This is a genomic window from Pricia antarctica (assembly GCF_900101815.1).
GTDB lineage: Bacteria > Bacteroidota > Bacteroidia > Flavobacteriales > Flavobacteriaceae > Pricia > Pricia antarctica.
In genome coordinates this window covers 348063-362416 of the sequence record NZ_FNAO01000003.1, presented here as the reverse complement: position 1 = coordinate 362416, position 14354 = coordinate 348063, and the positions used below count along the sequence as shown (strand labels likewise).

Annotated in this window: 12 protein-coding genes; 8 read left to right on the top strand and 4 right to left on the bottom strand. The window is 42.2% G+C overall.

What is annotated here, in order from left to right:
* The first annotated feature begins 7 nt into the window (after positions 1-7).
* Positions 8-991: a PorP/SprF family type IX secretion system membrane protein gene (locus BLT07_RS06895; RefSeq protein WP_091867098.1), complete on the top strand. Its 984-nt coding sequence runs from the start codon at positions 8-10 to the stop codon at positions 989-991.
* A complete protein-coding gene (locus tag BLT07_RS06890) occupies positions 992-2932 on the top strand; it encodes an OmpA family protein (protein ID WP_091867096.1) in 1941 nt (646 codons plus the stop codon).
* 189 nt (positions 2933-3121) lie between these two features.
* Here BLT07_RS06890 and BLT07_RS06885 read toward each other — a convergent pair whose 3' ends face one another.
* Both BLT07_RS06885 and BLT07_RS06880 read right to left on the bottom strand, forming a co-directional pair.
* Positions 3122-4375: an NRAMP family divalent metal transporter gene (locus tag BLT07_RS06885; RefSeq protein WP_091867094.1), complete on the bottom strand. Its 1254-nt coding sequence runs from the start codon at positions 4373-4375 to the stop codon at positions 3122-3124.
* Between the two features lie 40 nt (positions 4376-4415).
* Complete coding sequence (locus BLT07_RS06880; protein WP_091867092.1) at positions 4416-5057, bottom strand: SanA/YdcF family protein; 642 nt, start codon at positions 5055-5057, stop codon at positions 4416-4418.
* 443 nt (positions 5058-5500) lie between these two features.
* Here BLT07_RS06880 and BLT07_RS06875 point away from each other — a divergent pair, with 443 nt between their 5' ends.
* The 6 genes from BLT07_RS06875 to BLT07_RS06845 all read left to right on the top strand — a co-directional run bounded on the left by BLT07_RS06875 (position 5501) and on the right by BLT07_RS06845 (position 12212).
* Positions 5501-6703 (top strand): metallophosphoesterase family protein, encoded by a 1203-nt coding sequence (locus BLT07_RS06875; RefSeq protein ID WP_091867090.1) that lies wholly within the window; start codon positions 5501-5503, stop codon positions 6701-6703.
* A gap of 2 nt (positions 6704-6705) precedes the next feature.
* Entirely contained in the window at positions 6706-9741 is a 3036-nt protein-coding gene (locus BLT07_RS06870) for an AAA family ATPase (protein ID WP_091867088.1), read from the top strand.
* Positions 9742-10204: 463 nt separating this feature from the next.
* Entirely contained in the window at positions 10205-10603 is a 399-nt protein-coding gene (locus BLT07_RS06860) for a DoxX family protein (RefSeq protein ID WP_091867084.1), read from the top strand.
* A gap of 6 nt (positions 10604-10609) precedes the next feature.
* Positions 10610-11032 carry a sulfur reduction protein DsrE gene (locus BLT07_RS06855; protein ID WP_091867082.1) on the top strand — a complete coding sequence of 141 codons (423 nt, stop codon included), beginning with the start codon at positions 10610-10612 and terminating at the stop codon, positions 11030-11032.
* Positions 11033-11080: 48 nt separating this feature from the next.
* Entirely contained in the window at positions 11081-11701 is a 621-nt protein-coding gene (locus BLT07_RS06850; protein ID WP_091867080.1) for a TlpA family protein disulfide reductase, read from the top strand.
* Positions 11702-11819: 118 nt separating this feature from the next.
* A complete protein-coding gene (locus BLT07_RS06845) occupies positions 11820-12212 on the top strand; it encodes a metallophosphoesterase family protein (protein WP_245726465.1) in 393 nt (130 codons plus the stop codon).
* Positions 12213-12295: 83 nt separating this feature from the next.
* Here the strand turns inward: BLT07_RS06845 and BLT07_RS06840 are convergent, their stop codons facing one another.
* The gene (locus BLT07_RS06840; protein WP_091867078.1) at positions 12296-12967 is read right to left on the bottom strand and encodes a class I SAM-dependent methyltransferase; all 672 of its coding nucleotides are present in this window, start codon (positions 12965-12967) and stop codon (positions 12296-12298) included.
* Positions 12968-12972: 5 nt separating this feature from the next.
* Complete coding sequence (locus tag BLT07_RS06835) at positions 12973-14283, bottom strand: APC family permease (protein ID WP_091867076.1); 1311 nt, start codon at positions 14281-14283, stop codon at positions 12973-12975.
* Between the last annotated feature and the right edge of the window lie 71 nt (positions 14284-14354).

Sequence of the window (14354 nt, the reverse complement as noted above, 5' to 3'; positions counted from 1 at the left end):
ACGGATAATGCAGCATAGAACACTAGGATCCTTATTTATAGCCATCTTTTTCTCCCTCTTTTTTATGGGAAGTATTACTATGGGATTTGCGCAGAAAGAACCCCAGTATACCCAATATATGTACAACATAGGCAGTTTTAACCCCGGCTACGTGGGTACGACCCTGACCCCCGAAATTACCGGATTGTATAGGGCGCAATGGCTCGATATCGATGGCTCGCCTCGAACACTGCGTTTGGGCGCCAACTATCCACTATCCAACGAGACCATGGGCGTTGGCTTTAATGTCATCAGCGATCAATTGGGGCCATCAACCCAGACCTATGTAGAACTGGCCTATTCGTACCAGTTCAATGTCTCCGATAATACAAAGCTTTCTTTCGGTATGGATGTAGGCGGTTCTTTCTTGAACGTCGATTTTTCAAAGGGTACGTTCGAGAATCCCGGAGAACCGATATTGCAGGGCGAAACCATCAGTAAATTCTATCCGACCGTCGGGGCCGGTTTCTTTTTGTACGAGGACGATATTTGGTACCTCGGCGCCTCAATCCCGAATTTTTTGACCGATGGGATATATAACGATGACGTGGCAACGATTATCGACGATAAATTACAGTTCAATTTTATCGGGGGCTATGTTTTCGACCTATCCGAGACCTTAAAGTTCAAACCGGCTTTCTTGATCAATTTGGTCAGCGGTGCGCCCGTCAATACGAATCTGTCGACCAATTTTCTGTTCAACGATCGGTTTACCCTTGGCGCTTCCTACAGGTTGGGCAATGCCATCAGCGGGCTGGCCGGTTTTCAGGTCACCGATGGTACGTTTATAGGCTACTCCTATGACTACAATACGAATCCCTTGGGCGAATTCAGTAATGGATCCCATGAGGTGATCTTAAAATTTTATTTGGGTAGGGGCGATGGTACCAAAAGCAATACTAAAGAGTTGAAGGGGAAACCCAAACAGATCGATACACCAAGATTTTTCTAAATGAAGTCAAGACTCGTAATAGCGTTCTTTTTTATAAGTACTGCGTTTTGCCTTTCGCAAGAAATCAATTCGAGGGGCGACAAGTTTTTCTATACCTATGCCTATGAAGACGCCATAGAGGCCTATGAAAAGCAGCTGCAGCAGGGCGAAGCGATGTCCAACTTTCAGCGTTTGAATCTGGCCGATTCCTATTTTAAGACCGGGGAATACGACAAAGCGTCCAAAATATATTTGGACATCAACAAGAACGACTCCATTATGTCCGACCACCGGTTCAATAAAATGCTGCAGAGTCTGGCCAAGATTTCCGAAACTGACCAGGTCAAGGCCGTTTTAAAATCAAAGAAGGGTACTAGTTTTGCCGGAGAACTTCTCGAAAATGCCGAGTTTAACGATGAGGTGTTGAATTCCGATGATACGGAGTCTGCCGGTTTCTTTATATTTTCGTTAAATAGCAATAGCTCGGAGGCGGACAATGCGCCCAGCTTCTATAAGAACGACCTACTTTTTAGTAGTAGCCGAAAAACGCGATCGAAAAAAATATATGGCCCGTCAGGGGATGCTTATCTTGACATCTATAAGGTCACAAAAGACCCGAATGGCAGCCTGTCCGAAGCAAGTCCGTTTGGGCGCATTCCGAATTCCGAATTCCATAAATCGACGCCTTATTATTCCGAAAGCACGGGTGACATTTATTACATTCTGTCGAACACCGAGGATAATAATCTGGCGTTCGATGAGAAGGGAAAAAATGCTCTGTCAATCGGTATGGTCAGTGAAAATGGAGCGTTTCGATTTTTGTTGAAGGATCTCAGTACTTCTTTCTACTATCCTTTCTACAATGCGGAAAGTGGAAGGCTTTATTTTTCGGCCAATTTTGAGGATAGCTACGGCGGCACCGATATTTATTATGTAGACATGAACAACGGTCAAGTGATGTCGCAACCCATCAATTTGGGTCCGCGTATCAATTCCCCCGGCAACGAAATAGCTCCATACGTTTTCGATAATAGCATTTATTTTTCTTCGGATGTATTTTATGGGATGGGAGGCATGGATATCTATCGCTCCAATCTTCTCCCCGATAATGGTTTTAGCATCCCCGTGAATTTAGGGAAGGGTATCAATACAAAATACGATGAATTCGGATTTATTATCAAACAGAACCAAGAGGAGGGTCTTATGGGCTATTTTTCTTCCAACCGGTCCGGAGGCAAGGGAGGCGATGATATATACGGATTTAAAATCAGCGAGAAACCGGGTCTGCAAACCCTTATTTTTAGGGGAAAAGTGGTCAAGCCGCCCTACGATCAGTCCCTATCCGACGCTTCTATAAAGGTTTTGGATGGCGATGGAAATGTGCTAAAGGAAGTTTTTTCGGGGGCGAACGGCGCGTATCAGTTGGAGATACCCTACCATCCCGTCGTAACATTAGAGGTGTCAAAGGAAACCTTTTCCAGGTTCACGGAAACATACAACCCAAAAGGATTAAAGGAACTTGAAAAGACCCCATTAAAAATTGAACTGTCCTCCATCGCCGATATCGTAGAGGAAAAGGAAGGGAAAATGGTGCTGAATTTAAAAGATTTCTTTTTTGTAAGCGGCCAAAGCAATCTTACGCCGGACATTACCATGGAAATCGATAAAGTCGTCGACGCCGTCAAAAAATTCCCGAAGCTGAAATTCTCCATAGAGACCCATACGGATAGTCGAGGCGGAAGAAGTTCGAACCAAAGAATTTCCGAACAACGATCGGCTGCTATTAAGGCCTATTTGTTGAAAAACGGTGTTCCTTCCGAAACCATTACCAGTTCAAAAGGCTTTGGTGAGGACAAGATTGTCAACAATTGTACGGACGGTGTGTATTGCCTTGATTTTCTGCACAAACAGAACCTACGCACCCTTTTTGTAGTAGAGAATTATGACGAACTGAGCCAGTAATTGTTTCTTACTTACGACCTTACGACCTTACGACCTTACGACCTTACGACCTTACGGGGCGAGCATTTTTGAAACGAATTGCCACACGGACCAAATTCAAATGCGCGCTGTAAAACCTAGAATTATTTCGCGGTTAAAACGAATGCTAGATTATAATCTTTCAATTCTGGAAAACAGAGGCTCTAAACCTCAAAAAACAATCATCCAGAAATAGTAGAGAGAAAAGAATGACAAAAACAGGATACCGGCATACGTAAGCCATTGCAATCCCTTTTTAGGTCGTTGATGTTGGGGCAGCTCCCCGCTCATTACGTTCTTAAGGTTCATGTAACCGATAACCGGCGCTACCACGAAGGAAACGAAAGTGGCCAAGGCGACCAACTTTCCCATATTGGCACTGAACGCCGTAACTACAATAAAATTGACGACCGCCAAGAGTACGATGGCCAACGCAAAATATCCCTTTTTCCCATACAGCTGTTTTTTGGGCAACAACAAATCAATAATATCCAAACTAACGCGGGCAATGGCATCATGGGCGGTCATACAACTGCTGAAAAGGGTCGCAAAGGCCGAAACCGCAATAAATATATAGGCCCACGGACCGATATGCACGGTAAATAGCTGTACGACCTGATCGGCGAACGTAACGGCGTTTCCACTGAGCTCGGTGTGGGTCCCATACAGGGTAAACCATCCTATTATCATAAAAAAGACGGCCAGCAATGCGGTAGAAAAGTAACCGAAGTTAAACTCTTGCAGCGACTCCCTAAGGGAAGGTTTATGCTTGTCGGCCTTCCATTTTTCGATACTCCAAAGACTCACCCAGCTCGAGGCTTCAACGGTGGTGGGCATCCAACCCATAAGACTTATGAGAAACAGTATGCCCGCATCATTGAAGATCGGGGGCGGACTAAAATCGGGAACTTCATCGACACGGCCCTTGAATATCACTAAAAGGGTAGTCACCATCAGCGCGGCGAACAAAATCGTGACTACGAACTTTAATGAAGTCTCCAAAAAGGAATAGCGGCCGATAATCAATAACAAGCTGATGCCGATAAAGAGTCCCAAGGCAACATAGGCCGTTGAAATACCGGACAGATCAAAAAGCGTGCTGAACAGGCCGGCCGTTACCGTATATAGGGCAGCCAAGATAGTGAAGGTCGAAACTAATGTGATCAGGGCATAGAACCAAAGATAGCCCCTGCCGCGATTAAGATACCCTTCGATCAAGGTTTTTTCGGTTACATTGGTGTACCGCACCCCGAACTCAAAAAAGGGATATTTAAGAACGTTCGCCAGTATAATGGGGATGACCATGATCCAGCCATATTGGGCCCCGGCCTTGGTAGAAAGTACCAAATGAGACGTGCCGATGGCCATACTGGCGAACAGTAGGCCGGGCCCCAGATTTTTCAGGAAGGTTTTGGTATTTGACATGGTCTGTCGATAAAGAATGCTCCGAAGGGTCTAAAATAAACTATCCGCACTTGATTTCGACTCGTTCTCCATAAAACTTGGGCTTGGTATTGAAAAGTAAATCGATAAATACCTTTACTCTAGCCAAATATTCCCGCAATTGTACTTTAAGACCATATTGCATTGAAATATCTTCCGCATTATAACCGATGGCTACCAGTCCCTTTTTTTCTCCAAGATATATGGCCCGCTCGTTATGGAATTGTTGGGAGATTACGGTCACACTGTCCAACCCGAAAACCTCCTTGGCGCGAACCATGGAATCTAACGTACGGAAACCGGCATAATCCAAAAAAATTATATCCCTGGGAATGCCACCTTTGACCAAATCGTTTTTAAAGGTCTGTGGTTCATTGTAATAGGTGGTGCCGTTATCGCCGCTGACCAGAATAAAGTCGACCTTATCGGCTTGAAATAATTCGACGGCAGCGCGTATTCGGAACGTGTAATAGGGATTGGGAAGTCCCCCGATGAGTTTTTTCGAGGTGCCCAGAACCAGGCCGACCTTATTTTTTGGTATTTCCTTAGTTTTGAAAAATGTTTTCCCCTCGGCCGCATTCGTGATAACCGAATTGCATAACCAGATGAGCAATAGGGGAATTGCTAGGAGTAGTATGAAAATTTTGGATAGCTTTCTTTTCATGGTCGGTGGCTATATCGGCAGTGGCCTTTGAAATGGTATGACATTTCTAGGCGATTTGTTTAAAGATAACGAAATATTTGCCGTGGAAGTATCGCTACCATGCGGTCAATGGAAATAGGGATTGGTTAGAACCCTAATATCGAGTTTCAGATTTTGGATATCAGCGTGTAATTTTGAAAGGTTCGGACTGGAGATTTTCTTGTATTCTTGACCATAGCAATCCAATTTGTCCCTGGTGGGTGGGTGGTAGGCCGAATCCCAAAGACAAATTTCTATGATGGCCTACAATCATTTATTTAGAATTTACCATTTCCTTAATCCCTATGGCTTTAAATTAGGTAGGAATAGGTGCGGAAGATCGGATTCTATTTTGGCAATTGAAACTTCGGAACTGATTTAAAGATTCATAATGTTATAAGTTTGTACTAAATCCATTATAGCATATGAAAATTCTGCATACCTCTGACTGGCATATCGGAAAGCAACTTCACAAATATGATTTAAGCGAGGATCTGGATCTCTTTTTTGATTGGCTGGTGCATTATATCCAAACCGAAAATATTGATGTGCTTCTAGTTTCCGGAGATATTTTTGATCAAGCAAATCCGTCGCAGGCTGCCTATAAACAATATTATGATGTATTAAAACAACTGATAAACTTTGATTGTAAGATTATCCTAACTGGGGGGAATCACGATTCGGCATCGGTGCTTAATGCTCCCCAGGAATTGCTAAAAGCATTTGATATTACCGTTATTGGAGGCGCCACGGACGAAGTTGGGGAACTGTTCATAGAAGTGGAAAAAGAGGGTGAAAAAATAGTGGTGGCCGCCGTACCGTTTTTAAAGGATCGCGATATTCGAAAATCGGTCGCTGGGGAAACATATGCCACGAAAATTGAACAGATCAAATCGGGACTACAAAGCTATTTTGCCAATATCAACGCTTTCTATCAACAAAATTATCCAGATCACACATTTATCCTCATGGGACATTTATATGTTCAGGGCAGTGAGTTGTCCGAAAGTGAACGGGATATTCAAATTGGAAATCAAGCGGGTGTAGAAGCGCATATGTTCGAGGGAATTCCCCAATATGTGGCGCTGGGGCATATTCATAAACCACAAATTATTTCGGATACCCAAAATATTTATTATTGTGGGTCACCTATTCCCTTGAGTTTTTCTGAAAGGGAAGACCGGAAACAGATCAATGTTATCACCATAAAAGAAGGGAAGATAGATCAGCTGGAAATAGTTCCGATACCAAAATATAGAAATCTAGTCGCTTTTGAAGGTAATTTAGAGGAGGTTGAAAGCAAACTAACCGGGTATTCGGAAGAAACAAGATTGATGTCCTTGGCCGAAGTTATTGTAAACGAGGACTCGGAAAGCTTGGAAAGACGGCAAGCATTTGAAGGATTTGTCAATTCACAACCCAATGATAATATTGAAATTGTAAAATCCCGACTTAATTTTAAAAGTAAGATCCGTGGTGCCACGGATGCTTTTGCCGTGGGCACGGATGTTACCGATGTAACTCCCGTACAGATGTTCGAAAAAAAACTGGAATTGCAAAGCGGGCTGGACAATACGGGGGAACTAAAAAATGCTTTTCGTGAAATTTTACAAGAACTGGGACTTTAGCTATGAAGATTTTAAAAATACGATTACAAAATATACATTCCCTAAAGGGCGAACATGAAATCGATTTCGGAGCGGGCGTCTTGGCAGAAGCTGGTTTGTTTGCCATTACAGGACCGACTGGATCGGGGAAATCAACCTTGCTCGATGTTATTACACTGGCCCTTTACAACCGCATTGCACGGGTTGACAAATCGATTTCCAATACCGTTTTAGAAGATGATGGAGGCATTATGACCCGCAACATGCCCAGTTGCTATGCGGAAGTCGAATACCTGGTCAACGGAAAGGGCTATCGCTCGCATTGGTCTATAGAGCGCAATAGAAATAACAATCTCAATAGTCGCAAACAGGAACTTGTAGAAATCGCCACCGGTACAATTATTGAAACCGGTACTAAAACTCCCGATAAAAATGTAGAGGTCATCGGACTTAGCTATGAACAATTTGTAAAGGCCATGGTGCTTTCCCAAGGGGAATTTAGCAAATTGTTGCAAGCCCCAAGAAACGAGAGAAATAAGTTGTTGGAAGATATTACGGGTGCCCGGTCTTACCGCGATATAGGAAGGGCTGTTTATCAGCGCTATTCCAGAATAAAAAAGGAAGTAGAGTTAAAAGAGGCGGGTTTGGAAAGTATTGAGCTACTAACGCCGGAGACCATTGCAGCAAAGAAAGCGGAATTAAAATCACTAAATGAATCGAAGCCGGAAATTCAAAAAGCGTTTCAAGATTTTAATGCAAAAATTAACACGCGCAAAGAACTCCTCGCTAAATTTAAGGAGGAAAAGGAAATTGAAGGTTTTAAAGATGTTCTTAAAAAACGTCTCAAGGATTTTGAAGCGGATAAAAAACGCTTGGACGAACATGAGAGACTTTCAGGATATAACCCAGATTTGCTGGAATACGCGTCATCTTCTAAGGATGTTGAAAGTATAGCCCAACAATTGGACGGTCTTGAAAAATCTAAATCCCAAGAAAATTTACAGCAAAGAGCGCATCTGGAATCCATTTCGAAATTGGTTAAAGAAGAGGTGAGCATTACCAATGCAAACCACGAACTCGAAAAATTTAGAAGTCGCATTGTAAGCCTTCAGGCTAAAGAAGTTGGGAAACGGAAGGAAGCAGCTCTACACCAAGACCAAATGAATGCCTATGTAAAGAAGGTAGTTCAGTTGGGCTATTCCCTGCCACGGGCGGAAACTCCGACCCAATTCAAAACACAACTGGATGTTGTCCAGAATACGGTCCGTAAGGGTATAGATGTTTCCGGACTCGATTCGATGGAGGCCTTGAATATAAAATTGGGAAGTCTACGGGAATCCAACGAAAAGGCGTTGGACTTACTTACAAAGAAGGAGCAGGCACTAACACTTCAAAAAAATATAGAAACGTATAAAACAGATCTAAATGAAGGCAATAAGAAAATAAAAACCCTTGAGAAAAGGGTAAAAATTCTTATCGATGAGGTTCCTGTTTTAAACAAAGAAGTTCAGGAACTTTCGAGACTCCTGGATCATCAACGCAAGCATCAGAGTCTGGAGCAGCATCGGGCGCAATTGGAACCGCATGCCCCTTGTCCGCTGTGTGGTTCACTAGAGCACCCATATGCCTCCGAAGAACCCTATTTTGATGTAAAAGAGGAGCTTTTAAATGATAAGAAAAATTTGTTGGCGTCGAAGTCACACTTAATTATGTCGTTGGAAGCCGAAAACAAGGCTCAATACAAAGATAATGCTCGTTTACAGCTCGAAATTGACAAGTTTACCGCAGAATATACAGAAGACAAAAAAGTATTGGTCGCACTGGCAGAGCAGTTGAAGTGGAATAGCGATGACAATTTAGAAAATCTTCAAAGCCGACGGAATAGCTTATCCGAGCGCATTAAGATCCTTGAAGAATCAAAACAGGCATTCCAAGCAAATTCAATTTTGAAAGACCTGCAAGAAAGTTACCATCATTGGGAATTGACTTTACAGAAATATCAGCACCTAAAGGAGGAACGCACCAAGCGCTATTCGGGTAATACTATTGATCAAGAATCCAATGCTCTCGCCACATGCATCACAAGATCTATAGCGAAAATTTCATCCATCGGAAAGCAGCTGGAAGATGCGACGTCTAAATTAAAATCGGCGGAAAATCAAAAAAGTCGAATTCTTAAGAAACTTCATGGCATTATAGAAAGCGAGCATTTAGAAAGTATTGAAAAATTGCAAGCCGCCATACTTACTGAAGAAGCAGCCCATAAATTTCGTAGTACTAATACCAAATTGAATGATGGGCAATCACGTCTGTCCGAAAAGGAAAAGATCCTAATAAAATCCTTAAAAGAGCTAAGGGAAAAAGATGATGAAAAGCTTTCTTTTGAAAGGTTAACCGCTTTGTTCGAAGAGTCCAAATTCAAATGGGATGAGCTTTCCGTCAATATTGGAAAAATCACCCAGAGCTTGGAAGATGATAAAGTAACCCGGGAACGGCAGCAAGGCGTTTTGACCCAGTTGACTTTATTAAAAAAGGACCTGGTACTCTGGAAAACAATGAATGATTTAATAGGGGATGCCAACGGAAGTAAATTCTCCAATTTTGTACAGGACTTAACTCTTGAACAACTTATAGGATACGCAAATAAACGCTTATCGGAATTTAGCGACCGTTATGTACTGGACATTCCAACAGCCGAGGAGGCGGAGAAGAGCGATACCCTCAAGATTTTCGATAGATATATGGGCAATGCTCGTAGATCGGTACGTACTTTGTCCGGGGGGGAAACTTTTTTAGTAAGTTTGGCCATGGCCTTCGCGCTATCGGATATTGCTTCCAGAAATGTAAAAATAGAATCCTTATTTATCGATGAAGGTTTCGGGACCTTGGACCCGGAGACTTTGGATCAGGCCATAACCATCTTGGAAAAAATGCAAAATGAAGGTGACAAGTCGGTTGGGGTAATCTCCCATGTGGGTGCTTTAAAAGAGCGTATTACCACGCAGATCCAATTGGATAAAAGTAGTTTGGGGTATTCCTCTGTTTCTATTGTGCAATAATTGGTATATAATCCTTTGATCTGTATATACTAATATTAGCCACAAATGGAACACGTGTATTTTTATATATTCATACACGTGTTATTACATTCACCCGCATATCGGGCTCCGAAGCCGACCAATAAACCGCCGTTAAACAGTACCGCGAGGGTAAAAAGGACGCTGAGATTTGATGGGATATTCCACGAGCCCCCCTTTTTCATCAATCCATATGCAATTGTGCAAGCTGTCTTGGAACACCAAGAGAACCAAGGAACAGATTGGGTAATACCTATCATTGAATTTTATACCTACTTTAACACCCTTAAGTAACAAAGGTTACACATAAGTTTTGACTTTTCATTTAAATTCAAATCGTTGCAATTGCAGCGTTGCCCCTTTGCAAAACAGAACGATGTGCAGATGGCAAGCTATGGTCAAGCATCGCAAAAAATCCAGTACCCTTTTTTAACATCTTTTAAAAATGACGACACAACTTTTGATCAGCCGTCGGTCCATACAACTATTGCGCGTTTTGATAAGCGGCATATTTTTAGTGACGGGTTTTAACCACTTGCTCAATGTAGAAAAAACTGCCCAACGAATCGAACAGGCCAGCTTTAAGGGTATCGCCCATTTTTTTGGCGAACAACACTGGCTTGTCGTACTGTTGGGTATCGTTATGCTTGCGGCAGGTTTTATGTTCTTAATCGGATATATAACCAAATGGATGGCGATTATCTTGGTGGCGGTACTCATACCCATCACAGTAACGGTTCAAGTGGGACAGATTACAACACTCGGACCCCTTTTTAAAAACATGGCAATTTTAGGTGGACTTCTTCTTTTCATCCTGAACGACACCGATAACCTTTTAAAATAATTCAAAATGAAAACATACATCTTTAGTTCGATCTTTTTAATGCTCACCCTGTTTAGCACCGCTAACCTACAGGCCCAGCAAATGGACAACGATAAGAACAATTACGTGGTTTTAACGAAAAAAGTACCACAACTACAACCCATAATCCTGACGGCCGAAGCGCTCAAAACCGAGGAAGGGGATGCATACGGAGATTTTCAGGTCATCATCTGCGGACAGGGAATCGGCGATATAACCAATGCCGAAAAAATGGGCGACTTTATTAAAAGGGCGGAAAAGGCCGGGGTGCAATTAGTGGCCTGCGGTTTTTCACTGGATAAATTCAAGGTGAATAAAACTAGGGTACCCAAGGAAATGAAGATCGTGGAAAACGGAATCCTGTATAACTTTCAGCTTCAGAAAAAGGGCTATAGAAGCTTGAGCCTATAAACCTAAGAAGATTAAAACCGATTATAAATTTCAATAAAACATAAAACAATGAAAAATAAGAGCTCAAAAAGAACATGGATCGAGTACGGAATTTTTGCTGTAGTGGCGATTACCCTGTACGTAACCGGTCTGCATACCGAGGTCATCGGTTTTGCACAGCGCGGGCTGCTCGCGACGGGCTTAATGAACCCCGACGTGGAGCAAATTGCTCAAATTAGGAACAATGAAAACGCAAGTGAAACGGAAAATTTGCCAGTTCTTACCCCAGCGGATTTCAACCTAAAACTGGTTGATGCCGATGGCAATACTACTTCATTGGAAGAACTGAAGGGCAAGGTCATTTTTTTGAATATGTGGGCGACCTGGTGCCCTCCCTGTATCGCCGAAATGCCGAGTATCGATACCCTGCATGAAGAAATGGGCGATGAGGTGGCTTTCGTATTACTTTCATTAGACGACGATTTTGAAAAGGCAAAGGCCTTCGATAAGCGCAAGGGCTACCACCTGCCGATTTATGCCCCCGCCAGCAACCTTCCTGCAATGTATCATTCGTCGGCCATTCCCACTACCTATGTCATCGATGCCGATGGAAATTTGGCCATGACGCATAAGGGAATGGCGGATTATAGCGCCCCGGAATTTAAAACGTTCTTGAACAGTTTAAAGTAGTATTTTTTCCGAAATGAGACGGTAATTTGTAACACACTGATCCGTCCCTTTCTGAAATAACCTAAACCTATAGCGAAATATGCGACAGTTAAAATCAACATTCTATTTATAAACGGACGTGCACGGCTATCTTGCGCCTCATCCCGAACTGTTTTATGAAGCTACAGGAGAAGTCGTGGAAACGGTTGGTGATATTTGTCTGATCGCACATAAACACAACCGAATTTATAAGGCCGTTGAGGTCAATGGGGCACGTATTGTGCAATGTGGTTTTCATAGTGCATTTGTGGGCAAGTTCACCATTGTTTACGAAGACAGGGAAATTAAGGGTTATGTAAAACGCATGTTAGGTTTGCAAGTGAATATGCGGATTGAAAACCCGACCGGCCATCGCATTCAGGAAATTTATTACAAAGGTTCACATCTTGATTTTGGAAAGACCTATAACGTGGGTTTCGTAACGACCCAGGGAGTAGCGGCCAAATATGGTAGGAATCGAAAAAAAACATAGCCAAAAAGCGGAGGAGGCCATGAAGACGTATTTGAGACTGAATCCTGATTTTAGCCCGGACAACATCAAGAGTTTTCCGCGTTTTACTTTACCCTGATAATATATTGATAAGGTAATAATTCAACATTAACCTCAAAATGCGCATAGCCTGCTTTTTTTAGTTCTGTTATGACTTCATCCATCGAGACCTTATGGTAGGTTGGTGGCCCGACGGGAAAATCTGTTTTGAAGTAATCTATAATTACCAGTTCACCGTTCCCTTTTATCCCTTTTTTGACTTTTGAAAAATAGTCACTTCTGTTTTCTATGTGGTGATAGGTGTTTACAATCAACACCATATCCACTTCATTGTCCGCCAAATTCGGACCATCATAAGGGATTTTACGAAGTTCTATATTTTTAAGATTGTTATCCTGTATCCGTTTTTTTAGTGCTTTTTGAAACTCGTCACTTACATCGGCAGCAATTACATTTGCACCTTTATCTGCCAGTTTTACCGAAAAATAACCTGAGCCGGCCCCAATATCCATTATTTTTTTGTCCTTTATTTCACCCAAATAGTCCAGCACCTTTTCGGGTTTTTGGTAGGCATCACGCTCTGGCGAATCAAATAGCTTGACCAAGTCTTCGGTAGAAGATTGGTGCATATATTCATTGGCAGATTTTGTACTGTCTTTATGTTGAGGCTTGTGCTGTGAAAATAGTAATGATGAGACCATAAAGGTTGCTGTTGATAAAAACGATTTTAATTTCATTGGTATTACGTTTTTGAGTTTTTGTTTAATTGAATACTCCACCAGTAGGTTAAAAAACCGATGAGCAGATTTCCGAAACCCACAATAATTTCAACTGGGCTGTTGATAAAAGCATATACTATCATCCAAAGGGATAAAATAATAAAGATAATTTGAAATAGGGGAAAAAGCGGGCTTTTATATCTATGGGTTTGCGTTTTTTTATACGAGTATCGTAATTTAAAAACCCCTAAAACAGTTGCCATAGAAGATATGGTTAACAGAATACCACAGTAAATCAAGATTTGCTCAAAAGTTCCGGTAAGGATCAAGAAAGCACTTATGGCAAATTGTAACCACAGGGCCTTCTGCGGGATTGTATTTTTTTTTGGTTTGAAATATCGCCAAAACCTGTGGTCTTTGGCAATGCTTGAAGTCACCCTTGAGCCCACCCATACCATTGCACTTATGCCGGATACCAATAAAAGTGAAATGGCCAAGCCAAACATTTTCCCATAATTTTCCCCGATCATTCTATTCATCGCGATCGTTCCGACATTTAACTGTCCTTTTAAATCTGCGATAGGTACGTGTTTTAAGAAAACATATTGTAAAAGTGTGTATAGCACCGTTACCAAAAGGGTCCCACCTATTAACGCTATTGGTAAGGACTTTTGGGGATTTTTAAATTCCTCGGTTATATATGCGGCGGCATTCCAACCGGAATAGGAATAACTCACATAAATAAGTGCTACGGCGAATGCCGGTGACATTAAATTGGAATAGTCCGTATTTTTCAAAACCCCTACGTTGTCGAAGGATGGAATTTGCCATAAGCCGATACCGATAAGAACAACTATTAAAGCGATTTTTAGAATAGTGCTTATATTTTGAAACTTCGAGCTTACCTCTAAACTTCTGGTGTGAATCAGCGTGATTAATGCCACCAATACAATGCTCGCCCATTTGGGGTCGAGATTAAAAAAAGGAAAGTACGCCACAAACGCCATCGCTGACAAAGCAATAGGTGCCGCAAACCCAACGGTGATGGAAATCCATCCCGATAAATACCCGATGAGCGGATGAAACAGCTTGGTCAAAAAAGCATATTCACCACCCGATTTTTGGATATGCGTGCCTATCTCGGCATAACTATAAGCTCCGGATAAAGCAATGAGGCCGCCCAGAACCCAAAGAATAAGTATGATAGTGGGATTCTGTAAATCTTTTAATTGAAACCCCAAACTGGTGAACGCACCTGTCCCGATCATATTTGCCACCACCAAGGCTACGCCAGTAAGTGTCGTGATTTGATATGTCCGAGACAGTTTTGCCATTCAAATGTGATACTGAAAACTGTTAGTTCTCTTCTGTACCTAAAACCTGATACACCCCATGGCTCAAGTTA

Coding starts and splice junctions, on each gene's coding strand:
- BLT07_RS06860 (WP_091867084.1), top strand. CDS start 10,205: ATGACGACACAACTTTTGATCAGCCGTCGGTCCATACAACTATTGCGC.
- BLT07_RS06875 (WP_091867090.1), top strand. CDS start 5,501: ATGAAAATTCTGCATACCTCTGACTGGCATATCGGAAAGCAACTTCAC.
- BLT07_RS06870 (WP_091867088.1), top strand. CDS start 6,706: ATGAAGATTTTAAAAATACGATTACAAAATATACATTCCCTAAAGGGC.
- BLT07_RS06880 (WP_091867092.1), bottom strand. CDS start 5,057: ATGAAAAGAAAGCTATCCAAAATTTTCATACTACTCCTAGCAATTCCC.
- BLT07_RS06850 (WP_091867080.1), top strand. CDS start 11,081: ATGAAAAATAAGAGCTCAAAAAGAACATGGATCGAGTACGGAATTTTT.
- BLT07_RS06835 (WP_091867076.1), bottom strand. CDS start 14,283: ATGGCAAAACTGTCTCGGACATATCAAATCACGACACTTACTGGCGTA.
- BLT07_RS06855 (WP_091867082.1), top strand. CDS start 10,610: ATGAAAACATACATCTTTAGTTCGATCTTTTTAATGCTCACCCTGTTT.
- BLT07_RS06885 (WP_091867094.1), bottom strand. CDS start 4,375: ATGTCAAATACCAAAACCTTCCTGAAAAATCTGGGGCCCGGCCTACTG.
- BLT07_RS06890 (WP_091867096.1), top strand. CDS start 992: ATGAAGTCAAGACTCGTAATAGCGTTCTTTTTTATAAGTACTGCGTTT.
- BLT07_RS06840 (WP_091867078.1), bottom strand. CDS start 12,967: ATGAAATTAAAATCGTTTTTATCAACAGCAACCTTTATGGTCTCATCA.
- BLT07_RS06895 (WP_091867098.1), top strand. CDS start 8: ATGCAGCATAGAACACTAGGATCCTTATTTATAGCCATCTTTTTCTCC.